The 21,946-nt window shown below is 69.1% G+C and carries 21 protein-coding genes; 11 read left to right on the forward strand and 10 right to left on the reverse strand.

Features of this window, described 5'->3' with window-relative positions:
• Positions 1–10: 10 nt before the first annotated feature.
• The 5 genes from ACFONC_RS08365 to ACFONC_RS08385 all read left to right on the forward strand — a co-directional run bounded on the left by ACFONC_RS08365 (position 11) and on the right by ACFONC_RS08385 (position 5,204).
• Complete coding sequence (locus tag ACFONC_RS08365) at positions 11–1,576, forward strand: alpha/beta hydrolase (RefSeq protein ID WP_386743277.1); 1,566 nt, start codon at positions 11–13, stop codon at positions 1,574–1,576.
• A 145-nt stretch (positions 1,577–1,721) separates the two neighbouring features.
• On the forward strand, positions 1,722–2,477 hold the full coding sequence (locus ACFONC_RS08370) for an ABC transporter ATP-binding protein (protein ID WP_386743278.1): 756 nt from the start codon (positions 1,722–1,724) through the stop codon (positions 2,475–2,477).
• Positions 2,474–3,643: an ABC transporter permease gene (locus ACFONC_RS08375; RefSeq protein WP_386743279.1), complete on the forward strand. Its 1,170-nt coding sequence runs from the start codon at positions 2,474–2,476 to the stop codon at positions 3,641–3,643. The genes ACFONC_RS08370 and ACFONC_RS08375 overlap by 4 nt, the downstream gene beginning before the upstream one ends.
• Positions 3,644–3,730: 87 nt before the next feature.
• The gene (locus ACFONC_RS08380) at positions 3,731–4,549 is read left to right on the forward strand and encodes a rhomboid family intramembrane serine protease (protein WP_386744612.1); all 819 of its coding nucleotides are present in this window, start codon (positions 3,731–3,733) and stop codon (positions 4,547–4,549) included.
• 67 nt (positions 4,550–4,616) lie between these two features.
• Positions 4,617–5,204, forward strand: a complete 588-nt coding sequence (locus ACFONC_RS08385) for a porin family protein (protein ID WP_386743280.1) — start codon at positions 4,617–4,619, stop codon at positions 5,202–5,204.
• Between the two features lie 115 nt (positions 5,205–5,319).
• Here ACFONC_RS08385 and ACFONC_RS08390 read toward each other — a convergent pair whose 3' ends face one another.
• Genes ACFONC_RS08390 through ACFONC_RS08400 form a run of 3 tightly spaced genes read right to left on the reverse strand, consistent with a single transcriptional unit; the run spans position 5,320 to position 8,355 of the window.
• Positions 5,320–6,081, reverse strand: coding sequence for a methyltransferase domain-containing protein (locus tag ACFONC_RS08390; protein WP_386743281.1), 762 nt, complete (start codon positions 6,079–6,081; stop codon positions 5,320–5,322).
• Between the two features lie 37 nt (positions 6,082–6,118).
• A complete protein-coding gene (locus ACFONC_RS08395; protein ID WP_386744613.1) occupies positions 6,119–7,582 on the reverse strand; it encodes an ABC transporter permease/substrate-binding protein in 1,464 nt (487 codons plus the stop codon).
• Between the two features lie 35 nt (positions 7,583–7,617).
• Positions 7,618–8,355, reverse strand: a complete 738-nt coding sequence (locus ACFONC_RS08400) for an ATP-binding cassette domain-containing protein (RefSeq protein WP_386743282.1) — start codon at positions 8,353–8,355, stop codon at positions 7,618–7,620.
• Positions 8,356–8,417: 62 nt separating this feature from the next.
• Here ACFONC_RS08400 and ACFONC_RS08405 point away from each other — a divergent pair, with 62 nt between their 5' ends.
• From ACFONC_RS08405 to ACFONC_RS08415, 3 genes are all read left to right on the forward strand, one after another.
• A complete protein-coding gene (locus tag ACFONC_RS08405; protein ID WP_386743283.1) occupies positions 8,418–9,479 on the forward strand; it encodes a serine hydrolase domain-containing protein in 1,062 nt (353 codons plus the stop codon).
• A 159-nt stretch (positions 9,480–9,638) separates the two neighbouring features.
• On the forward strand, positions 9,639–11,318 hold the full coding sequence (locus tag ACFONC_RS08410) for a M20/M25/M40 family metallo-hydrolase (protein WP_386743284.1): 1,680 nt from the start codon (positions 9,639–9,641) through the stop codon (positions 11,316–11,318).
• A 219-nt stretch (positions 11,319–11,537) separates the two neighbouring features.
• Complete coding sequence (locus ACFONC_RS08415; RefSeq protein WP_386743285.1) at positions 11,538–12,563, forward strand: TIGR00266 family protein; 1,026 nt, start codon at positions 11,538–11,540, stop codon at positions 12,561–12,563.
• 95 nt (positions 12,564–12,658) lie between these two features.
• On the opposite strand, the gene ACFONC_RS08420 is transcribed toward ACFONC_RS08415, so the two are convergent.
• The 6 genes from ACFONC_RS08420 to ACFONC_RS08445 all read right to left on the reverse strand — a co-directional run bounded on the left by ACFONC_RS08420 (position 12,659) and on the right by ACFONC_RS08445 (position 18,167).
• The gene (locus ACFONC_RS08420) at positions 12,659–15,442 is read right to left on the reverse strand and encodes a M14 family zinc carboxypeptidase (RefSeq protein ID WP_386743286.1); all 2,784 of its coding nucleotides are present in this window, start codon (positions 15,440–15,442) and stop codon (positions 12,659–12,661) included.
• A gap of 192 nt (positions 15,443–15,634) precedes the next feature.
• On the reverse strand, positions 15,635–16,018 hold the full coding sequence (locus tag ACFONC_RS08425; RefSeq protein ID WP_386743287.1) for a hypothetical protein: 384 nt from the start codon (positions 16,016–16,018) through the stop codon (positions 15,635–15,637).
• A gap of 154 nt (positions 16,019–16,172) precedes the next feature.
• Complete coding sequence (locus ACFONC_RS08430) at positions 16,173–16,577, reverse strand: VOC family protein (RefSeq protein WP_386743288.1); 405 nt, start codon at positions 16,575–16,577, stop codon at positions 16,173–16,175.
• A gap of 34 nt (positions 16,578–16,611) precedes the next feature.
• The gene (locus ACFONC_RS08435) at positions 16,612–16,971 is read right to left on the reverse strand and encodes a VOC family protein (RefSeq protein WP_386743289.1); all 360 of its coding nucleotides are present in this window, start codon (positions 16,969–16,971) and stop codon (positions 16,612–16,614) included.
• 179 nt (positions 16,972–17,150) lie between these two features.
• On the reverse strand, positions 17,151–17,609 hold the full coding sequence (locus ACFONC_RS08440; RefSeq protein WP_386743290.1) for a DUF7832 domain-containing protein: 459 nt from the start codon (positions 17,607–17,609) through the stop codon (positions 17,151–17,153).
• Between the two features lie 81 nt (positions 17,610–17,690).
• The gene (locus ACFONC_RS08445; RefSeq protein WP_386743291.1) at positions 17,691–18,167 is read right to left on the reverse strand and encodes an Lrp/AsnC family transcriptional regulator; all 477 of its coding nucleotides are present in this window, start codon (positions 18,165–18,167) and stop codon (positions 17,691–17,693) included.
• Positions 18,168–18,292: 125 nt separating this feature from the next.
• On the opposite strand from ACFONC_RS08445, the gene phhA reads away from it, so the two are divergent.
• On the forward strand, positions 18,293–19,183 hold the full coding sequence (phhA, locus tag ACFONC_RS08450; protein ID WP_386743292.1) for a phenylalanine 4-monooxygenase: 891 nt from the start codon (positions 18,293–18,295) through the stop codon (positions 19,181–19,183).
• A gap of 37 nt (positions 19,184–19,220) precedes the next feature.
• Here the strand turns inward: phhA and ACFONC_RS08455 are convergent, their stop codons facing one another.
• Positions 19,221–19,982 carry a hypothetical protein gene (locus tag ACFONC_RS08455; RefSeq protein WP_386743293.1) on the reverse strand — a complete coding sequence of 254 codons (762 nt, stop codon included), beginning with the start codon at positions 19,980–19,982 and terminating at the stop codon, positions 19,221–19,223.
• Between the two features lie 145 nt (positions 19,983–20,127).
• Between ACFONC_RS08455 and ACFONC_RS08460 the strand changes: the two genes are divergently transcribed.
• Both ACFONC_RS08460 and ACFONC_RS08465 read left to right on the forward strand, forming a co-directional pair.
• The gene (locus tag ACFONC_RS08460) at positions 20,128–21,270 is read left to right on the forward strand and encodes a sensor histidine kinase (protein WP_386743294.1); all 1,143 of its coding nucleotides are present in this window, start codon (positions 20,128–20,130) and stop codon (positions 21,268–21,270) included.
• Positions 21,267–21,935, forward strand: a complete 669-nt coding sequence (locus ACFONC_RS08465) for a response regulator (protein WP_386743295.1) — start codon at positions 21,267–21,269, stop codon at positions 21,933–21,935. The genes ACFONC_RS08460 and ACFONC_RS08465 overlap by 4 nt, the downstream gene beginning before the upstream one ends.
• The last annotated feature ends 11 nt before the right edge of the window (positions 21,936–21,946 follow it).

The following is a 21,946-nucleotide window of genomic DNA, read 5'->3' on the forward strand; positions in this document are numbered from 1 at the left end:
GCAGGCCACCATGTCCCGCAAAGCCCGATTCATCCTCGTCGCCATCGTGCTGCTCGCGCTCTTCGGCTACCGCCAATACCGCGACCGCGCCGGCGACGCGCCCGCCGACAACAAGGCCGTCGCTTCCGCCAAGGCCGGGCGCGCCGACGCACCACCTGCGAAGCCGCGCATGCTCGGCGATATCGCCTTCCGGCCCTGCACGCTGCCATCGCAGATGGGCGCGCCCGGCGTCGAGGCACAGTGCGGTTCGCTGTCCGTGGCGGAGAACCCCGCCCTGCCGCAGGGCCGCAGGATCGAGCTCAACATCGCCTGGATCCCGGCCGACGAGGACGGCGACCTGCAGCCCGACCCGGTGTTCATGCTCGCCGGCGGCCCGGGCCAGTCGGCGACCGCCAGCTACCCGGCGGTGGCACCGGCGTTCAAGGACGCGCTCAAGCAGCGCGGCGTGGTGCTGGTGGACCAGCGCGGCACCGGCAAGTCCAATCCGCTGCAGTGCAAGGAGCTGGCCGAAGCGGAGATGTCGGGCGACGAAGCGCAGATGCAGCAGGTGATGCTCGCGGCGGTCGAACGCTGCCGCGATGAACTGTCGCAGCGCGCGGACCTGCGCTTCTACACCACCACTGACGCGGTTCGCGACCTTGATGCGGTGCGCGACGCGATCGGCGCGGACACGATCAACCTGCTCGGCATCTCCTACGGCACCCGCGTCGCGCAGCAGTACGCGCGCGCGTATCCGCAGCACACGCGCACGCTGGTGCTCGACTCGGTGGCGCCGAACGACATCTACCTGGGCAACGACTTCGCCCGCAACCTCGAATCCGCGCTGGACCTGCAGTTCGCCCGCTGCGGCAAGATCCCGGCCTGCGCGAACGCACTCGGCGACCCGGGCGCGCAGCTCGACGCGCTGATGGCGCGGCTCGAGGCCGACCCGCCGCTGGTGACCTACCGCGACGCGTCCACCGGACAGTCGAAGCAGGAACGCCTGCTGCCCGCGCACATCGCCGGCCTGGCGCGCATGTACGCCTACTCGCCGATGGTCTCGTCGATCCTGCCGCTGCTGATCCACGAGGGCGCGCAGGGCCGCTTTGATGGGCTGATGGCGCTGTCGAAGATGCTCGGCAGCCAGCTGTCGGACCAGATGGCCTACGGCATGCAGCTGTCGGTGATCTGCAGCGAGGACGCGGACGGACTGGAGGACGACCCCGGCATGGACGATTCGCTGCTGGGCAACTCGCTGGTCGCCGGACTGGTCGCGCAGTGCGACGCGTGGCCGAAGGGCAAGCGCCCGGACGACTTCCACAAACCGCTTGCCAGCGACGTGCCGGCGCTGCTGCTGTCGGGCGAACTCGACCCGGTCACCCCGCCCGCCTACGCCGAGCGCGTCGTGAAGACCCTCCCCAACGGCCGCTCGCTGGTGCTGCGCGGCCAGGGCCACAACGTGATCGGCGCCGGCTGCATGCCCAAGCTGTTCGCGCAGTTCCTCGAAACCGCGGATGCCAAGGGGCTGGACGTGGCATGCCTGGACAAGCTGGCGTACACGCCGCCGTTCACGACTTTCAACGGGTGGGGGCCATGATGGTGGTGCAGGGGCTGGGATCTGGGGGCTGGGGGTTGGGAAGAATTAAGACCCCGGCTCCAGGCAGCCAGTTCCGCGGCGCCCTCCCTGCATTCGCTCGACACCCCAGTCCCCAGTCCCCAGATCCCAGCCCCCGGTCCAGACCATGATCACCGCCGAACACCTCCGCAAGACCTTCCCCGGCAAGGGCAAGGACAAGGCTCCCGTGGTTGCGGTCGACGATGTCGGCTTCGAGGCGCGCGACGGGGAGATCACCGGCCTGCTCGGCCCCAACGGCGCAGGCAAGACCACCACGCTGCGCATGCTGTATTCGCTGATGGCGCCGGAAAGCGGGCGGGTGCTGGTCGACGGCCGCGACGTCGCCACCGACCCGGTCGCCGCGCGCCGCGCGCTGGGCGTGCTGCCCGACGCACGCGGCGTGTACAAGCGCCTGACCGCGCGCGAGAACATCCGCTACTTCGGCGAGCTCCACGGCCTGCCGCGCGCGATCGTCGATGCGCGCATCGCCACGCTGGCCGCCGCGCTGCAGATGGAAGACTTCCTCGACCGCCAGACCGAAGGCTTCAGCCAGGGCCAGCGCACCAAGACCGCGATCGCGCGCGCGCTGGTCCACGACCCGCGCAACGTGATCCTCGACGAGCCCACCAACGGCCTGGACGTGATGACCACGCGCGGGCTGCGCGGCTTCCTCAAGGAACTGCGCGCGGAAGGGCGCTGCGTGATCTTCTCCAGCCACATCATGCAGGAGGTCGCGGCGCTGTGCGATCGCATCGTGGTGATCGCCAACGGCCGCGTCGCCGCGCAGGGCACCGCCGACGAGCTGCGCGCGCAGACCGGCCATGACAACCTCGAGGATGCCTTCGTGGCGCTGATCGGTTCTGAAGAAGGGTTGCACGCATGAGCGCGCTGTGGACGGTTTGCCTGAAGGAGCTGCGCGAACTCTCGCGCGATCGCCGCACGCTGATGCTGGCGCTGGTGATGGGGCCGCTGCTGATGCCGGCGCTGCTGTTCGGGATCCTGACCCTGGCCCAGAGCCGGGCCAAGAGCCAGATCGAGAAGCCGCTGGAGATCGCGATCGTCGGCGCCGACCGCGCGCCGCAGCTGGTCAAATGGCTGGCCGCCGAAGGCATCGAACGCAAGACCCTGGAGGGCGATCCGGACGCGGCGATCCGCAGCCAGGACGAGGACGCCTACCTGCGCATCGGCGACGACTTCGGCGAGCAGTGGACGTCAGGCACGCCGGCGCTGGTGGAGATCGTGCACGACAGCACGCGCCAGGATTCGGCCATCCCGGTGCGGCGGATCGAGAACGCGCTGCAGCGCTACGGCCAGCAGGTCGGCGCGCTGCGGCTGCTGGCGCGCGGCATCAGCCCGGCGGTGGCCGCACCGCTGTCGGTGGCGCACAAGGACCTGTCCACGCCGGAAGCGCGGCGCGGCATGTTGATGGCGATCCTGCCGTACTTCCTGATCCTCAGCGCCTTCATCGGCGGCGCCTACCTGGTCATCGACACCACCGCCGGCGAGCGCGAACGGCAGTCGCTGGAGCCGCTACTGGCCACGCCCGCCTCGCGCGGCGCGATCGTCAGCGGCAAGATCGTGGCGGCCTCGCTGGTGGGATTGGCGACGCTGCTGCTGACCCTGCTTGCGCTGAAGATCGGCGCGCAGTTCGCGCCCGGCATCGGCCGGATGATGGACGTGAGCCTGCTCGCGATCGCCAGGATGCTGCTGGTCCTGCTGCCGATGCTGTTCATCGGCACCGCGCTGCTGACCTTCATCGCCGCCGGCACCAAGTCGGTGAAGGAAGCGCAGAGCTACATGTCGATGCTGATGCTGCTGCCGATCGTGCCGACGGTGATCCTGATGGTCAGCCCGGTCCGGACCCAACTGTGGCAGTTCGTGGTGCCGTTCCTGGCGCAGAACCAGATGCTGCTGAAAGTGATCCGCAGCGAGACGATCGCGCCGCTGGAATGGGCGGTGTACTTCGGCGCCGGCTTCGGCCTGGCGGCACTGCTGTGGTTCGCGGCCACGCGCCGCTACCACCAGGAGCGGCTGGCGATTTCGGCCTGAGGCGCCGCGCCGCCGCTCCTACGAACACGCGTCGTCGGCGCCAAACCTTGCATCCCCGCGATTCGCCGCCATCCTCGTGCCATGCACCTGGATACGCCCGAACCGACGCTCGACCCCGCCGCCCAGCGCCGCCACGACCGCGGTCGCCTGGCGCGCGCGCTCAAGGCCAGCCTGGCCTTCGTGCTGCTGCTGGTCGTGGTGTTCTCGGCGCAGCAGGCGCTGGACTGGCGGCCGTTCGCGGTGGTGCCGCAAACCGCGACCGGCCTGCTCGGCCTGCTGACCGCGCCGCTGCTGCATGGCTCGCCCGCCCACCTGGGCGCGAACGCGGTGTCGCTGCTGCTGCTGGGCACCCTGGCCGGCGCCGTGTACCCGCGCGCGACGATCCGCGCACTGCCGCTGGTCTGGCTCGGCTCGGGCCTGGGCGCGTGGCTGCTCGGCGACGCCGGCTCGCACCACCTGGGGGCAAGCGGGCTCGGCCACGGGCTGCTGTTCCTGGTGTTCGTGCTCGGCCTGCTGCGCCGCGACCGCGCCTCGATCGCCACCGCGATGATCGCGCTGTTCCTCTACGGCGGCATGCTGCTGACGGTGCTGCCGCGCGAGATCGACGTGTCGTGGCAGTCGCACCTGGGCGGCGCGGTCGCCGGCGTGGTGGCCGCGTTCGCGTTCCGGCGCAAGGACCCGCAGGCGCCGCGGCGGCGCTACAGCTGGGAGATCGAAGAGGAGCAGGCCGCGCGCGACGCGCAGGCCGCGGCCGCAGACCGCGACCAGTTCGAAACGGGCTCGCCGCGCGACGTACCCGTGCTGTGGCATCGCAATGACGATGCAGCGGAAACGGGCATCGTCCTGCCATTCCCGCCCCGGCGCGATGCACGGCCGGCGGCCGGAAACCGTGACGGCGGTGATTGACGGCGCGCGCAGGCACGGCGATCCTTCCGCCGCCCACTGACGGGCGTCGCGATTCGAGGGAGTGAACATGCGCAAGATCCTGCTGCCGGCCTGCATGCTGGCGACCGCACTGCTGCCGATGTCGGCCATGGCCAACCGTGCCGATTACGGATTCGTCCGGGTCGAAGCCGGCAGCACCGACGCCGAACTTGAATTCGACGGCCAGTCGGCCAGCGACGACGACAACAGCTACAGCATTCGCGGCGGCTATTACTTCAGCCGGAACTGGGCAGTTGAAGGCTTCTACAGCCGTTACGGCGAAAGCGAATACTTCGCGGGCCCGGAAAGCGGCGCGTCGCTGGAGCTGTCGGGCTTCGGCGCCGGCATCACCGGCAAGAAGAACTTCGGCGACGACGGCCTGGGCTTCTACCTGGGTGGTCGCGCCGGCGTCGTCGCCAGCAAGCTCGACATCGAGGTTTCGGGGGTCGCCGGCATCACCGGGGAAAGCGACGACTCGGTCGACGCCTACGCCGGGGTCAGCGCCGGCTACGACTTTTCGACCAACCTCGGGCTCGGCCTGAGCTACGACTGGTTCGAGGCCGGCCCCGAGATCGCCGGCGCCGACGTCGACCTGACCGTGCAGACGCTGGCGCTGGGGCTCGAGTACCGGTTCTGAGCCAGGGGTGTCGTCGCTCTGTTTTTGACGGTGGTCGCGGCTTCCGCCGCTCCTGCGGAGGGAGTCCGGGAATCCGGCCTGCCGTGGCGTGACGATCGACGGTCGGCGTCGCCGGTCACTCCTCCCGCAGCGGCGCGAGCTTGCGGCCGATGACGGCGTAGTAGTGCAGCGGGTTGCCCTCGATCGAGATGCGGTGGCGGTAGCGTTCGAGGTGGTGCAGCTGCATGAACTCGCCGGCGATCAGGTGCTTGACGAACAGCGCGAAGCCGCTCGCATCCGATTCGCCCAGGAACGTTTCCTTGATGTTGAACGCGATCCAGCCGCCGTCGACGACCAGGTTGAAGGCCTCGCGGAAGGCGTCGGCGGGAATGTCGTCGTAGCCGAGCGCGGCGATCGTGGTCAGGCAGGTGAACTGCCAGCGTTCGAGCGCCTGCTTCAGCGCAGGGTCGGGCTCGGTCACATCGGCGACGTAGTAGGCGTCGTAGAAGCCCGGGCGGTCGCGGTCGAGCGCGGCCTCGGCCGCCGCGGAAATGTCGGCGCCGACCAGCCGCGACACGCCGTAGTGCGACAGCTCCTCGCCCATCATCCCGTTGCCGGCGCCGAAGTCGAGCACGCGCTGGCGGTTGAGGTCGTCGCCGCTCTGCACCAGCACCTGGTTCAGCAGCTGCGCGAGGAAGCGCGGCGAATCGCACTTGAGGCGTTCGTAGAAGATCTGCTCGTACAGCCCGGGTACGCGATAGATGCTGTCGTAGTCGTGGAAGCGGATGCGCTCGCTGCGGCCGTCGGCGTGGTCGAGGACGAAGTAGACGTCGCTCTCCGGCTGGCTGCTGAAGTTCACGTCCGGCAGCCGGATGCGGTGTCGTACGTGCTGGATCATTCGATGCTCCCTCTGCTTGAAGAGTTCGTTCGAGGCCCTACTGCCGCGCGGCCAGGCGCAGCCCGCGCGGGGTGAGCGCGCGTTCGACCAGTTCGAACACGCCCTGCACCAGCAGCGCCAGCAGCGCGGCGGGCACCGCGCCTTCCAGGATCAGGCCGATGTCGTCGAGGCGGATGCCGGCCAGGATCGGCTGGCCGTAGCCGCCGGCGCCGATCAGCGCGCCTAGGGTCGCGGTGCCGACGTTGATCACCGCGGCGGTCTTGATACCGGCCAGGATCGTGCGCAGCGCCAGCGGCAGTTCGATCCGCCACAGCCGCGTGCGCGGCGGCAGGCCGATCGCGGCCGCGGTCTCGCGCAGCTCGCGCGCGATGCCGGCCAGCCCGGCGTGCGTGTTGCGCACGATCGGCAGCAGGCTGTAGAGGAACAGCGCTGCGATCGCCGGCCCCGCGCCGATGCCGAACAGCGGGATCATGAACACGAAAACCGCCAGCGACGGCAGCGTCTGCAGCAGGCCGGTCGCCGTCAGCACCACCTGGCCCAGCCGCGGCCGGCGCGCGGCGACGACGCCCAGCGGCAGCGCGACCAGCAGCGCCAGGCCCAGCGAGATGCCGACCAGCGCGAGGTGTTCGACGGTGCGGCGCCAGATGCGCTGCGCGAGCCCGCCACCTTCGGGCGCGTCGACGCCGAGCCAGTCGGCGGCCACCTGCGCGCCGGTCTCGCGGTCGATCTTCACCCGCGCGTTGAGCCGCTGCATCGTCTGCGCATCGATGCGCCCAGCCATGCCCTGCAGCGCCGCCAGCCAGCGCGGCGCGCGCTGCGCGAGGTCGGTGCGATACAGGTACACCGCCTCGTAGGACGGGAAATAGTGGCGACTGTCGTCGAGCACGCGCAGCCCGTAGTACGGGATCTCGGCGTCGGTGCGGTACAGGTCGGTGACGTCGAGCGCGCCGTCGGCAAGGCCGCGATAGGCCAGGTCGTGGTCGAGGCCGTTGGCACGTTGCGGCAGTTGGTATGCGGCGCGCAGGCCGGGCCAGCCGTCGGCACGCTGCATGAACTCGTTGCTGAAACCCAGGCGCAGGTCCGGATGCGCGCGCAGGTCGTCGATGCTGTCGATGTCCAGCGTCTGCGCTCGCGCTTCCGCCATGCCCAGCGCATAACTGTTGTCGAAACCCAGCGGATCGGTCATCGCCAGGCCGCGTTCGGCGAGCGCCGCGCGCAGCGCGTCGATGTCGGCGCCCGGCATCTGCAGCAGCTCCTGCGCAAGCGTGCCGGTGTACTCGGGATAGGCGTCGATTTCGCCTTCGAGCAGCGCGCGCCACAGGATGCGCGTGCCGCCGAGCTGGCGCCGGTGCTCGACCTGCGTTCCCGTGCCGGGCCCGAGCGCGGCGCCGATGTCGCCGAGGATCACCGACTCGGTGAAGTTCTTCGAGCCGATCACCGCGCTGGCCTGCGGTGACGATTCCTGCGCAGATTCCTGCGCCGACGCAGCGCCGGCGAGCAGCAGCAAGGGCAGTAGCAAGGGCAGCAGCCACGCCCTCACAGCGCGTCGTCCAGGCTGCGCTGCGCGGTCATGAACTGCGCCACGAACGGATCGGCGGGCGACTCGACCAGCTCGCGCGCGCTGCCCTGCTGGACGATGCGGCCGGCGCGCAGCAGCACCAGCGTGTCGGCCAGCCACGCCGCCTCGGCGACGTCGTGGGTCACCAGCACCACGGTCTTGCCCAGCGTCGCGAACAGCTCGCGCATCTGCGCCTGCAGCTCGTGGCGGATGACCGGGTCGAGCGCGCCCAGCGGTTCGTCGAGCAGCAGCACCGGCGGGTCGAGCATCAGCGCACGTACCAGCCCCACGCGCTGCCGCTGCCCGCCCGACAGCTCGGCCGGGTAGCGCTGCAGCAGGCCGTCGGGCAGCGCACACAGTTGCGCAAGCTCGCGACTGCGCTCTTCGATCTTCGCAGCCGGCCATCCGAGCACGCGCGCGACCAGGGCGACGTTGTCAGCCGCGGTCAGGTGCGGGAACAGGCCTCCCTCCTGGATCACGTAGCCGATCCGGCGGCGCTGCTCAAGCAGGCGTTCGCGGCGCAGCGGCTCGCCGTCGAAGCGCACCACGCCGCGGTCCGGCCAGTCCAGCCCGATCAGCATCCGCAGCACCGTCGACTTGCCGGCGCCACTGGGACCGATCAGCGCCGTGGTGGCGGCAGAGTCGATGTGCAGATCGACGCCGTCGAGCGCCACGACCGATCCGTAGCGCTTGGCGATGTCCTGCAGTTCGAACACCGCGGTACCTTAACGCATCGATGCCAGCGGCACCTTGGTCACCACTGGGCTAAGATCGGCGCATGCGCATTCCAGCCTCCCTGCTCGCCGGCACGCTCGCCGGACTGTTCGCGCTCGGCGGCTGCGCCGCCACGGGCCCCGCAACGCCGGCTTCGATCGACACCCTGATGCGCGACTACAGCGGCGACGTGCCCGGCGCGGTCGTGCTGGTGCTGCGCGACGGCCAGCCGCTGGTGCGCCGCGGCTACGGCCTGGCGGACATGGACGCCGGCACGCCGGCAACGCCCGGGACCAACTTCCGCCTGGCCTCGGTGAGCAAGCAGTTCACCGCCGCGGCCATCGTGCTGCTGGCGCAGGACGGCAAGCTCTCGCTCGACGACCCGGTGCGCAAGTGGCTGCCCTCGCTGCCGGCCAGTGCCGACCCGATCACCCTGCGCCACCTGCTCACGCACGGCTCGGGACTGATCGACTACGAAGACCTGATGGCGCCCGACGCCACCGAACAGGTGCATGACATCGACGTGTTGCACATGCTCGAGAAGGAAGACCGGCTGTACTTCGAACCCGGCACCAGCTACCGCTACAGCAACGGCGCCTACGCGCTGCTGGCGCTGATCGTCGGCAAGGCGTCGGGGCAGGACTTCGCCACCTTCGTGCGCGAGCGCATCTTCAAACCGCTGGGCATGGACAACACCGTCGCCTACGAGAAGGGCATCTCCACCGTGTCCAACCGCGCCTACGGCCACAGCCTGGTCGACGGCAAGTGGGTGCGCACCGACCAGAGCTCGACCAGCGCGGTGCTCGGCGACGGCGGCATCTACTCCTCGATCGACGACCTCGCGAAGTGGGACGCGGCGCTGTACGACGACCGCCTGCTGTCGGACGCGATGCGCTCCGACGCCTTCAGCGTGCAGAACCCGATCCACGACGAAGTGGACGTGGACGGCTACGGCTACGGCTGGCGGATCCACGGCGAGACAATGTGGCACTCGGGCGAGACCATGGGTTTCCGCAACGTCATCGTGCGCTGGCCGCAGGAGCATTTCACTGTGATCGTGCTCACCAACCGCAACGACCCCGAGCCGTACCGGCTGGCGATGAAGATCGCCGATTTGTACCGGTAAAGCCTTCCTGCCGTAGGTCGGGGCTACGCCCCCGACGGGCTTTGCCCGCACGGTTGCCGTGACCGATTGGGACGCACCGCGACCCGCACGAAAGGCCGTCGGGGACGTAGCCCCGACCTACGTGCTAGCGTCGCGGCTTCCCAAGCCGGAACCTTCGCGATGCGCTGCGCCGCCACTACTGCCTGCCTCCTGGTCCTGCTCTGCCTGGCCGCCTGCAACCGCGACTCGCCGCCGACCGATTCGCCATCCGCCCCGGACGCCGCGCCGGCGCCCTGGGCCAACGACCCGTCCGCGCTGCGCATCGAGGCCTACGTGCGCAAGCTCGCCGACGACGCGATGGAGGGTCGCGAAACCGGGACCCGCGGCTACCGCATGGCATCCGACTATGTCGCCGAGCGTTACGCCGAAATCGGCCTGGAGCCGGCCGGTGACGCCGGCACGTTCTTCCAGCGCGTACCGCTGCTCAAGGCCACCCGCGAACGCGATGGCGCGCGCTTCACTGTCACGCGCAACGGGCGCAGCATCGCACTGCGCTTCCAGGACCAGTTCCTGCCGCTGCCCAACTTCAACGCGGCGCAGGCCGCAGTCGACGCGCCGGCGGTGTTCGTCGGCCAAGCGGTGTATGCGCCGGCGCTGGGCGTGGACGATTTCAAGGGGCTCGACCTCAATGGCAGGATCGCGGTGCTGTTCGGCGGCGCGCCGGCGCGCTTCGACGACGACCGCCGTGCGTTCCATTCCTCGTACCGCGAGAAGCTGCGCGAAATTGCCGAACGCGGCGCGGTGGGCGCAGTGTTCGTCAATACGCCGCAGGACGAGGCCGGCTGGCCGTGGGCGCAGCGCTCGGCCAACTTGGCGCGCCCGGCGATGCGCCTGCGCGGCGATGACGGCAAGGGCATCGACACGTTCCCGCAGCTGCGGGTGGTGGCGTCCGTGAGCGCCGCGGCGGCCGACCTGGTGTTCGCCGACGGCGCGCAGACCGCCGCGCAGCTGTTCGACGCCGCGGAAGCGGGCACGCTCGAGGGTTTCGCCCTGCCGGGCACGATCACGCTGGGCTCGCGTTCGGTGATCGAGCCGATCGAGTCGCGCAACGTCGTCGCCCGGCTGCCCGGCGACGACGACGCCCTGGCCGGCGAGCACGTGGTCTACAGCGCGCACCTGGACCACATCGGCATCGAGGCGCCGACGGAGGGCGACCGCATCAACAACGGCGCGCTCGACAACGCGCTGGGCGTGGCGATCATGCTCGAAACCGCGCAGCAGCTGTCCGATGCAGGGGACCGGCCGAAGCGCTCCCAGCTGTTCGTCGCCGTGACCGCCGAGGAGAAGGGCCTGCTCGGCGCCGAGTGGTTCGCCACCCATCCCACCGTGCCCGCGGAGTCGATGGTGGCCAACATCAACATCGACATGCCGGTGCTGATGGCGCCGACCTCCGACGTGGTGCCGATCGGAGTCGAGCATTCCACGCTGCAGGCCGTGCTGGAGACGGCGGCGAAGGATATCGGCGTGACGCTTTCGCCCGATCCGTTCCCGGAGGAAAACGTGTTCGTGCGCAGCGACCAGTACGCCTTCATCCGCGCCGGCGTGCCGGCGGTGTTCCTGAGCGGCGGCGTGGTGCCGGCCGACGAGGACGATGAGCGCGATCCGAAGGTGGCGCTGCGCTATTTCCTGCGCAACTGCTACCACCGTCCCTGCGACGACGCCGACACCCAGCCGATCCAGTACGGCGACGCCGCCCGCATGGCGCGCCTGAACGCACGCATCGGCCAGCTGGTCGGCGACGCGCCCGAACGCCCGCGCTGGAACGAGGGTGACTTCTTCGGCGAGATGTTCGCCAGGTAGCCGCGGCCCGGGGCAACGCCCCGACCGGGACAATGCCGGAAACGCCGTAGGTCGGGGCTACGCCCCCGACGCTCTTCGTGCAGGTCACGACGCATCGCCTGATTGAGGCACGGCAACCCCACGGGTAAAGCCGTCGGGGGCGTAGCCCCGACCTACGGCACTTCGTGGGCTGTCGCAGCCGCTTTAAACTCTGGCTTCCCATCGCAAAGGACGCCCCCCATGGCCCACTGGTACTTCAGCTCCGGCAGCAACAGCCCGCGCGTCGGTCCGCTCGACGACAACGCCGCGCACGCGCATGCGCAGCAACATCCCGAGGACCTGTGCTGGCGTGACGGCATGCCGGCGTGGAAGCCGGTCGGCGACGTGCCGGAACTGGCGCCGTCCGCGAACGCGCCGCCGCCGTCGATGCCCGCCCTGCCCTCGACCGGCTCGGGCCGCGGCCAGGCCGACGAGATCGACTACCGCATCGTCGGCGGCGACATGCAGTTCGTCGAGATCGAGCTCGACCCGGGCGAGAGCGCGATCTCCGAAGCCGGCGCGCTGATGTACAAGGATGCCGCCGTGCAGATGGACACGGTGTTCGGCGACGGCTCGCACGCCGGCCAGGGCGGCGGCATGTTCGACAAGCTGCTGTCGGCCGGCAAGCGCGTGGTCACCGGCGAGAGCCTGTTCACGACCATGTTCACCCATGGCGGCCAGGGCAAGGCGAAGGTCGCGTTTGCAGCGCCCTACCCCGGCACGGTGATGGCGATGAAGCTGTCCGAGCACGGCGGGCGACTGGTCTGCCAGAAGGACAGCTTCCTGGCCGGCGCGCGCGGCGTGTCGGTGGGCATCCACTTCCAGCGCAAGATCCTCACCGGCCTGTTCGGCGGCGAGGGTTTCATCATGCAGAAGCTCGAAGGCGACGGCTGGGTGTTCGTGCACGCCGGCGGCACGGTGATGGAGCGCCAGCTTGCCGCGGGCGAGCGCATCGACGTCGACACCGGTTGCGTAGTCGCGTTCCATTCCAGCGTCGACATGGACGTGAAGGCGGTCGGCGGCATCAAGAGCATGCTGTTCGGCGGCGAGGGCGTGTTCCTGGCCACGCTGACCGGCCCGGGCACGGTGTGGCTGCAGTCGCTGCCGTTCTCGCGCATGGCCGGGCGCATGCTCGCCGCCGCGCCGCAGTCGGGCGGCAAGGACCGCGGCGAAGGTTCGATGCTGGGCGGGATCGGGCGGCTGCTGGACGGCGACAACAGCTTCTGAGCCGGCCGCCAATTCGTAGGATGGGTAGAGCGTAGCGAAACCCATCGGCCATTTGCTAACGAGCGAACGATGGGTTTCGCTACGCTCTACCCATCCTACGGTTGCGGCGTCGCCAGCCGGTCGTGGTTGAGGATCGCGTTGAACACCAGCGGATAGCTGCCGATCGTGCCGCCGCGCCAGATGGGGTTGATCGCGAACAACAGCACGTTGCCGCTGCCGTAGCGCGCGTTGACCACCGCCGCGCGCCCGGCCATTTCACCGCTGCCGTCGAGCAGGCCGGACACCAGGAGCTCGTCCGCATTGGCGAAGCGCAGCACCACCTGCGGCCGCTGTGCGGGCGGGATCAGCCACGGGTTGTTGCGCGCCTGCTCCTCGTTGACCGCGGCCGCCTCCCAGGGTTCGGGATCGGGCAGCGGCGCGGCGGCGACGAACGGCCGGCCCTGTGGCACGTCCACGTCCTGCTTGCCGCCGCGGCCCGTGGGTCGTTCGTAGTTGTCGGCGATGGCAAGGCTGCCGCGCTTGCGCGCCTTGCCGCCGGGCGATGCGATGCTGGACACCTGGAACGACAGGCCTTCGGCGCTGTAGACCGCCAGGTCGTCGCTGTCGTAGCCGCTGGCGACCGGATGCTTGCGGTCGACGAACTTCGCCTGCAGCACGCTGCCGACGACCTTCAGGTCGTCGGTGGGGGTGACGAAAACGCCGGGCGCCAAGCCCACGTCGATGGCGAAGACCGCGCTGTCTTCCGCCGCGACCAGCAGGCCACCGTGCGCGACGAATTCCTTGAGGTTCGCCACGCCGCTCTCGCCCATGCCCGGGCGCATGTCGTCGGTCGCGTCGATGCGGCCGAGGTTCGGGGTCAGTTCGGTGGTCTTCCACGGCAGCGCGTTGCCCCACATCGGCAGGCCGTCGATGATCTGGCGCGTGTTGCCGCGCCCCACGGGCGCGAACAGGATCACGTCGTACTTCGCGCGCAGGTCGGCGTCACGGGTGATGTCCTGGGTACTGATGTAGGTGTAGGGCACCTGCAGCCGGTCCAGCTCCATCCGCCACCAGCCTTCGGTCTGGGTGCTGAGCCAGGTGTGCATCAGCGCGATGCGCGGCAGCGGCTTGCCGGCGTCCGGCACGTCGACGCCCGCAAGTCCTTGCGGAACGGCGACCGGGCCTTCGACCCGTGTCATCGGCGCGTCGAGGATCGCGGCATCGGTGACGCGTGCAACCTGCACGTCGAACAGGTCGCCCATCGACCAGCCGGTGTCGTCGTAGGGCGTGTCGTACTTGTCCTTCGGCGACCAGTACTGGCGGTCGAACAGGGTGTCGGCGATGCGCGAATACGGTTGGTCCATGCGCACCACGTAGCTGCCGGCCGGGAAGCGGTGCTTGCCGGCGGCGTCGCCGGTTTCCTTGCCGGCCTCGTTCGTACGCCTGGGTTCGTCCACCGTCACCGCGGAGTCCAGGCGGCTGACCTCGACATGCTGCAGCTGCATGATCCGCAGCAGCCGCGCCTGCGCGCCGCCGCGCTTTTCGCCGGCCGGGAACACGTAAGCCGCCGGGCCCGCTGCGCGCGGCTTTTCGATCGAACGCTTGCTCTTGTCGTAGAAGTTGCGCAGGAACATCCGCCCGTTGTCGGCGAAGTAATGCAGCGCGGTCAGCAGCGCGGTCTGCTGGTAGTTGTTGTTGTTGCGCGCCGACCACAGCACCTCCGGCCATGGCGGGTTGGGCCGGTACCAGGTCCGTGAGTACTGGTCGGGGCGCAGGATGCGCTTGACCGTGTCGGCGCCGTCGTTGCCGTAGGTTTCGTACAGCCGGCTGATGCCGTTGTGGGTGGCCGCCATGAACATCAGGTAGCCCGGGCTCCAGGCGTCGAACTCGCCGTGCGTCCACACGCCCGGCATGCCCATCTTCGTGAGCTGCTGGACGTTGTCCCAGCCCATCTGCTGCCACTCACCGGCCAGGATCGGATCGATCCAGGCGTTGTACGGGCCGGTGCCGATGGTGTTGTCGTACAGGAACGCATACGACTCGTGCAGGTCGTGGATCACCTGCGCGCCCTGCCCGACGTAGGTGTCGAGTACCGCGCGGCTGAGGTTGAGCGTCAATCCCATCGCATCGCGGTTGTTGTCGTGGGCGACGTAGTGGCCCCAGTAGGCGAGTGAGGGGTAGGTCTTGCCGGGATTGGCCAGGTGCCAGTTGTAGACGTCGACCTTGCGGTCGCGCCCGTCCACTTCCACCACCGGCGTGATCAGGGTGATGACGCCGGCGCGGATCGCGCGGATGTACGGCGCCTCGTCCACCGCCAGCCGGTAGCCCAGCTCCATCAGCGCGGTCGGCGAGCCGGTCTCGGTCGAATGCAGCGCGCCGGTGATGTAGTAGACGGGCGTCGATTGCGCGATCAGGGCCTCGGCGCGTGCGTCGTCCATGTCGATCGAACGCGGGTCGGCCAGTTTGCGCAGGCGCGCAGCGTTCGCGTCCAGGCCGGCGATCAGCGCCTCGTCGGCGATCGCCACCGCGATCATCTCGCGCCCCTCTTCGCTGTCGCCGATGTGGATCACGCGTACCCGCGGGCTGGCCTTCTCCAACTCGCGGAAATAGCGGTGCACGTCGGCGCTGTAGGGCAACCAGCCCTCGGCGCCGGCGATGCGGCCGAACACGTCCAGCGGCGTGGGCACGGTGTCCGAGGCCGGCAGGTAATCGGTGAACGGCGAGTTGAGCGCGGGGTCGGTGGTGAACTTCGCGATCAGGTCGGTGTACGCCTGGTCGATCGCCTGGTCGGGCGCGCGCGAGTATCCGGCCGGAGCTTCGGGCCCCGCGACCGCCGGCAACGCCACCACCAACGCCAGCAACATCCAGAATCCGCGCACGGCCACTCCCCTTGGGTTCATTGCAGATCTTTGCATCGACGCCGCGCCAATGGCGCCGGTCGCAATGAACGACGAACCAGTGCGCGCCTGCCCCCATCGGGGGAGGCTTGCCGGCAGCCGCCCGGCACCGGGCACCGCCCGAGGATCCGGACAACTGCTGTCACCCCCGCAATGACGGGGATGACGATCAAGAGCGGATTGTCCAGGCCCTCCCTAAGGCGCGCGGGCGCGGATCACTGCGTCGATGGTCGCGTTGCGGACGTGCTTGCGGAAACGCGCGACGATCTTGCGCTCCACGGCGCGCGCGTCGCCCAGGCCGATGGCGACTTGCTCGTCCTGCTTCGCCAGCGCGGGCGCCAGCGCCTCGAACGCGTCCATCTGCTGCCTGCAAGCGGCAAAGGAACCGGCCGCGATCTCGCTCGGCGCGGCATCCACGTGCGTGGCGTAGCGGTCGGCGTACTGCGTGTGGCACTCCAGCACCGCGGCTTCGACGGATGCGCGCGTCGGCGCGGTCGCCTGCGCATCCGGCGTCGCGGCCTGTGCGGTTCCGGCCAATGCCAGGGCGATGGTGATGGTGATGGATGGAATCAGGTGCATGTTCTTCTCCTTTCGCTGATGTCCGCGATGTCACGCGCAGGACACAGAACAGCAAACCGTAGGATGGGTAGAGCGCAGCGAAACCCATGCTGTCATGCAGGACGATGGGCTTCGCTGCGCTCTACCCATCCTACGTGGCGCGCAGCGGCGCTTCTCAGGTGCCTTTGTTCCCATCGTCCCAGGCCATCGGCTGCCAGAGTTCGACCTTGTTCCCCTCCGGGTCCATGATCCACGCGAACTTGCCGTTCTCGTGCGACTCGGGGCCGGCAACGACCGGCACGCCGGCCTCGTGCAGCTGCGCCAGCAATTCATCGAGGTCGTCGACCCGGTAGTTGATCATGAATGACGAGTCGCTCGGGCTGAACCACTGGCTGTCCCTGTCCGCGACGTGCCACACCGTGAGCCCCCCGTCGTCGGCCTTGTCGTCCGGCCACCTGAGCACCGCGCCGCCGAAACCCTCCAGCGGGATGCCCAGGTGCTCCTGGTACCAGGCCGCCAGCGTCTTGCTGTCGTCCTTCGACTTCAGGAACACGCCACCGATTCCGGTCACTCTCGCCATCGTGGTCTCCGGCTGTTTCGATCTGGCCGCGCGGTCAGGCGTCGGGCCCGGACCAGACGGCAAGCTCGTTGCCGCTGGGCTCGGTGAAATGGAACCGCCGGCCGCCCGGAAACGAAAATATCGGCTTGACGATCTCCCCGCCCGCGGCCATTACCTTCGCGAGCGTGCCTTCAAGATCGTCGCTGTAGAAGACAATCAGCGCGCTCCCCCGGTCGACGCGCGCGGCGGATTCGGCCCGGAAGAAGCCACCGTCCAGGCCTTGTCCCGAGAAAGCCGCGTAATCGGGCCCGTAATCCTCGAACGACCAGCCGAACGCCTGTTCAAAAAAGCGCTTCGTGGCATCGAGGTCCCGCGCGGGGTATTCGACGTAATCGATCATTTCGTGTGTCGGCATGGTTGTCTCCCGGGTGACGACTCCAAACTGCGCTTCGCGCTCCGGATAGCCCGCTGCCGGCCACGCATCGCTTTGCCCCCGCTTGCGCGTGACGCTGAATCGGTGTCCGCCTCTTGGGACACGATCTCTCAAGTGGAATAATTCCCTCCGTCCCCACAAGCTTGTTCCCACAAGTTTGATCACCAGAATCTCCACCATGGCTTGCCCTTCTTGGCAGACCACTGGCGATATCTACAATCAATAGCGCGCTTGAGCTTTGCATAGTTGCTGTTTGAATAAACGACATGGAACTCGGACGGAAGGTTGCCGACAAGCGTGCGCTGATAGTCTTTGAGGTATTGGCCACGATCATAATCAAAGTAGGCCATTGCAAATTCATTGCCTTGGTCTGAGATCATGTCGCTGATGAGGCATGTGTCCCACCACTCAAAGAGTTCGTGGATAGATACCTCCCCGGCTCGGTAGCGCTCGAGCGGTTCGCGACCCTCCGACGTGAAGAATTCACTCATCAGGTCGTTCTCGATCAGCCAGCGAAAAACTGGAACTATGTGGTTACTCGCGTGCGCGTCGGGAAGACCGGCCTGAGAAATGGTCTCGTAGTGGTACTTGGCTTTGTCGTAGACGTGAGTGTCTGTCATGGGGCCTAACTTCTCGTTACACCAAGTATCCGCAGCATAGCCCCGCCGACAACACGTTGTTTCTCTCCGTGGCAGCGACGCTCACGCTCCCGGCAACGGCATCCCCCGGAACGCCTTCACCGTGCGCAGCACGAAGCTGGAGTTGACGTCGGCAACGCCCGCTTGTGCAAGCAGGCGGTCGAGGAGGAAGCGGGAGAAGTGTTCGAGGTCGCTGACGGCGATCTGCAACAGGTAGTCCATGTCGCCGGTCAGTGCGTGGCAGGCGACGACTTCATCCCACTCGTTGACGAAGTCGGCGAAGGCGGCGACGGATTCGGCGTCGTGGTGGTTGAGCTGGACGCGGACGAAGGCCTGCAGGCCCAGGCCCACGTGCTCGGGATCGACCTCGGCGCGGTAGCCGGCGATGACGCCGTCGCGCTCCAGGCGCTGCACGCGGCGCAGGCAGGCCGAGGGCGAGAGGTGCACGCGTTCGGCCAGCTCGGCGTTGGTGAGGCGGCCGCGGCGCTGGAGTTCGGCGAGCAGCTGGAGGTCGGTGCGGTCGAGGTCGCTGGAGGCCATTCAAATGCGCCATTTCCGGAATTGACGCAATAATCGTGCGCCAATACGCGCCTTTGGCGCAACTTTGCAATCCTGTTGCGTGGCCTGGCGGATAGAGTGGAGAGTCGTACGAAAGGAGAGCCGCCATGTCCGCCACCCCGCGCCGCGTCGAAAACCTGCATACCGACAAGGGCAAGGTGCCGGTCTATGCCACCGGCATCGTCGAGCAACCCTGGGACGACTATTCGGACGACGACCACGCCACCTGGGCGACGCTGTACGCGCGCCAGCGCGAGGTGCTGCGCGGCCGCGCCAGCGACGAGTTCATCGCCGCGCAGGACGCGATGGGCATGACCCCCGACCGCATCCCGAAGTTCTCCGAGCTCAACGAGGTGCTGCGCGAGGCCACTGGTTGGACGCTGATGGGCGTGGAGGGCCTGCTGCCGGAGCTTGATTTCTTCGACCACTTGGCCAACCGCCGCTTCCCGGTGACCTGGTGGATCCGGCGCCCGGACCAGGTCGACTACATCGAGGAGCCGGACCTGTTCCACGACCTGTTCGGCCACGTGCCGTTGCTGATGAACCCGGTGTTCGGCGACTACATGGAGGCCTACGGCCGCGGCGGCGTCAAGGCGCACGCCATCGGTCCCGACGCGCTGCAGAACCTGACCCGGCTGTACTGGTACACGGTGGAGTTCGGCCTGATCCGGCAGAAGGATGGGCTGCGCATCTACGGCAGCGGCATCGTGTCGTCGAAGGGCGAGTCGCTGCACTCGCTGGAGTCCGACGCGCCCAACCGCATCGGCTTCGACCTCGAACGCATCATGCGCACCCGCTATCGCATCGACACGTATCAGAAGACGTACTTCGTGATCGACAGCTTCGAGCAGTTGATGGAGGCGACGCGGCCGGACTTCACGCCGATTTATGCGCGGCTGGCGGAGCAGGAGTCGATCCCCGCCGGCACGGTGCTCGACACCGACACGGTGTACCAGCGCGGCAGCGGCGAGGGCTGGGCCAGCGACGGTGACGTGTAGCTTCCGTCCAAGCCCGGCAAGCCGGCGGCGCGCCTCTTCAGGCCAGCGATGACGGGCGCGAACCGGTGGCCACGGCCGGCGCCCGTGGAGGTTGCGCGGTGTCATCCAGCACGCCACGCGGCAGCGACGCCCGCGCCCGCGCGCCTCCGTACTTGCGGTTGAGCCAGACCGCGGCCACCACCGCGACCACGAGCGGGCCGAACCACGCCAGGTACTGCACCACCACCAGGTCCAGCTCCGCGAGGACCGAGCGCAGGCCGATGGAGACGAACGCGATGTGCACGGCGATGCCGTTGCCGATCATCGCGTTGAAGTGCTCCCTGAGCCACCAGCGCGGATTGTCTGGCGCACGACGCCACTGCACGACCGAATCGACGCCGGCCGCCACGCCGACCGCGCCGAAGACCTGGAACAGCAACGCCCCGATCATCGTGCCCATGACCGCCACGCCCAGCCCCGACACGCCGACCAGCGCCGCGAAGATCCAGTACATCGGCCCGAAATAGCGCTCGCGATGGTTGCGGTCGCGGATCGCGCGCCACGCGCTCCAGCAGGCACTGCCGGTGAGCAGCAGGATGTAGCCGAGGAAGATCGCCGTCAGCGGGCGGCCGCGCTCGGCGATCGCCAGGCTCAACGGCACGCCGCTGGCCAGCACCGGCAGCATCGCCAGCAGGAAGGCCCGGCCAGCGAGACGGTGCCGCGGCGTGCCCTTGCGCATCGCGGCGGCGGTCCAGTACGTGGCCAGCGCCACCGTGCCGGCGGCGACATGGATGAACAGGAACCAGCGGTATGCGTCCATGGAGATCCTCCCATTGCCCGGAGGGCAGTCTCGTCGCCGGCGCGGCGCGGGCTCAGGTGCCGGCGGTCATCGATCGCGGGTGCCGGAAGTCACTATCTGCGCGCAACGTCTTGCCCGGCGCCACCCCGGCACGCAAGCTGGCGCCATGCAGAGCAACTGGCACGAACGGGTCGACGGACTGCTGTCGCCACTGTCGCTGGCGGCCTACGCGGCGTGGGCGGCAGTGTGGCTGGCCGCGGGCGGTGCGATGGCCGGCGACCCCGCGGTGGCCTGGGCGCTGCGGGCAGCCCTGGTGCTGTTCCTGCTGCTGTTCGTGTTCGAGCACCTGGTGTCCGAACGCCTCGGGATGCGTGGCTTCCTCGCCGTCTGCGCAGCGATGGCGGCGCTGGCGCTGTGGATCACGGCAATGACGCCGCACGGACTGTCGATCGTCCTGCTGGTGCTGCTGGCGGCGGTGCTCGGCTCGCGGCTGGCGTGGCGCGACCTGCTGCTCGCACTGGCGCTGGTCAACCTGGGTCTCGCCGTCGTGGTGTGGACCGCCTGGCAGGGCCGCACGCAGCAGTTCCTGATCGTCATGTGCGCCTATCTCAGCTTCCAGGTCTTCGCCGCGCTGGTGATGCGCTACGCGGCACAGGCGGAGGCGATGAGCGAGGAACTGCGCGCGGTGAACGCCGACCTGCTGGCCACCCGCGAGCTGCTGGCCGAAAGCGCGCGCGACAACGAGCGCCTTCGGCTGTCGCGCGAACTGCACGACATCGCCGGGCACAAGCTCACCGCGCTGAAGATCAACCTCGCCGCGCTGGCCCGCGAAGCGCGCGACGACGACGAGCGCGTGCGCCTGTGCGCGCGGCTGGCCGACGAACTGCTGGCCGAGATCCGCGGCGTGATCGAACAGATGCGCACCGACGACGGCCTCGAACTCGGCGCGGCGCTGGCCGCGCTCGCCACGCCGTTCCCGCGGCCGCGGGCGCACATCGAGATTGCGCCCGCGGTGCGCGTGGGCACGCTGGTGCAGGCCGAAGCCGTGCTGCGCACGGTGCAGGAAGGCCTGACCAACGCCGCGCGGCATTCGCAGGCGCGCAACCTGTGGGTGGTGCTGCGGCGCGAGCGCGACATGCTGCAGCTCGACATCCGCGACGACGGCCGCGACGCCGGCGCGCCGCTGCGGCCCGGCAACGGCCTGACCGGCATGCGCGAACGGCTCGAGGCGGCCGGCGGCGGGCTGCTGGTCCGACGCACCGATACCGGCGGTGTGCACCTGCAGGCCTGGCTGCCGTCCGCGGCATGAGCACGCCCCGCGGCAACGCACCGGGCGCGGACGCCACGATCCGCATCGCGCTGGCCGACGACCAGGCGCTGGTGCGCAGCGGATTGAAGGCGTTGCTCGCCGGCTTCGACCGGACCTGCGTCGTGCTGGAAGCCGGGGACGGCGAAGCGCTGCTGACGGCGCTGGCCGACACGCCCGTCGACGTGGTGCTGTCCGACATCCGCATGCCCGGCATGGACGGCTTCGCCCTGGTGCGCGCGCTGCGCGAACGCGGCGACGCCACGCCGGTGGTACTGCTGACCACGTTCGACGACGCGGCGCTGCCGCTGCGCGCCGCCGAGGCCGGCGCGCAGGGCTTCCTGCTCAAGGACGCCTCGCCCGAGGACCTGTACGACGCCGTCGCGCGCGTGGTCGCGGGCGAAACCCTGCTGCAGCCGGTGAGCACCGACCCGGTGCGCGCGCGCTTCCGCTTCCGCGACGACAGCGCGCCGATCGACACCTTCAATGAGCGCGAGGTCGCGATCCTGCGGTTGCTCGCCGGCGGCTATTCGAACCGCGAGATCGCGCGCTCGCTGTTCCTGGCCGAGGGCACGGTGAAGAACTACGTGTCGGTGATCCTGGACAAGCTGGGGACGCGGGACCGGACCCGGGCGGTGCTGAAGGCGATCACGCTGCGGGTGATTTGAGGGGCGGGCAG

Origin of the sequence: Luteimonas soli (assembly GCF_042648865.1) — a bacterium.
In the GTDB taxonomy this organism is placed as follows: domain Bacteria; phylum Pseudomonadota; class Gammaproteobacteria; order Xanthomonadales; family Xanthomonadaceae; genus Luteimonas; species Luteimonas soli.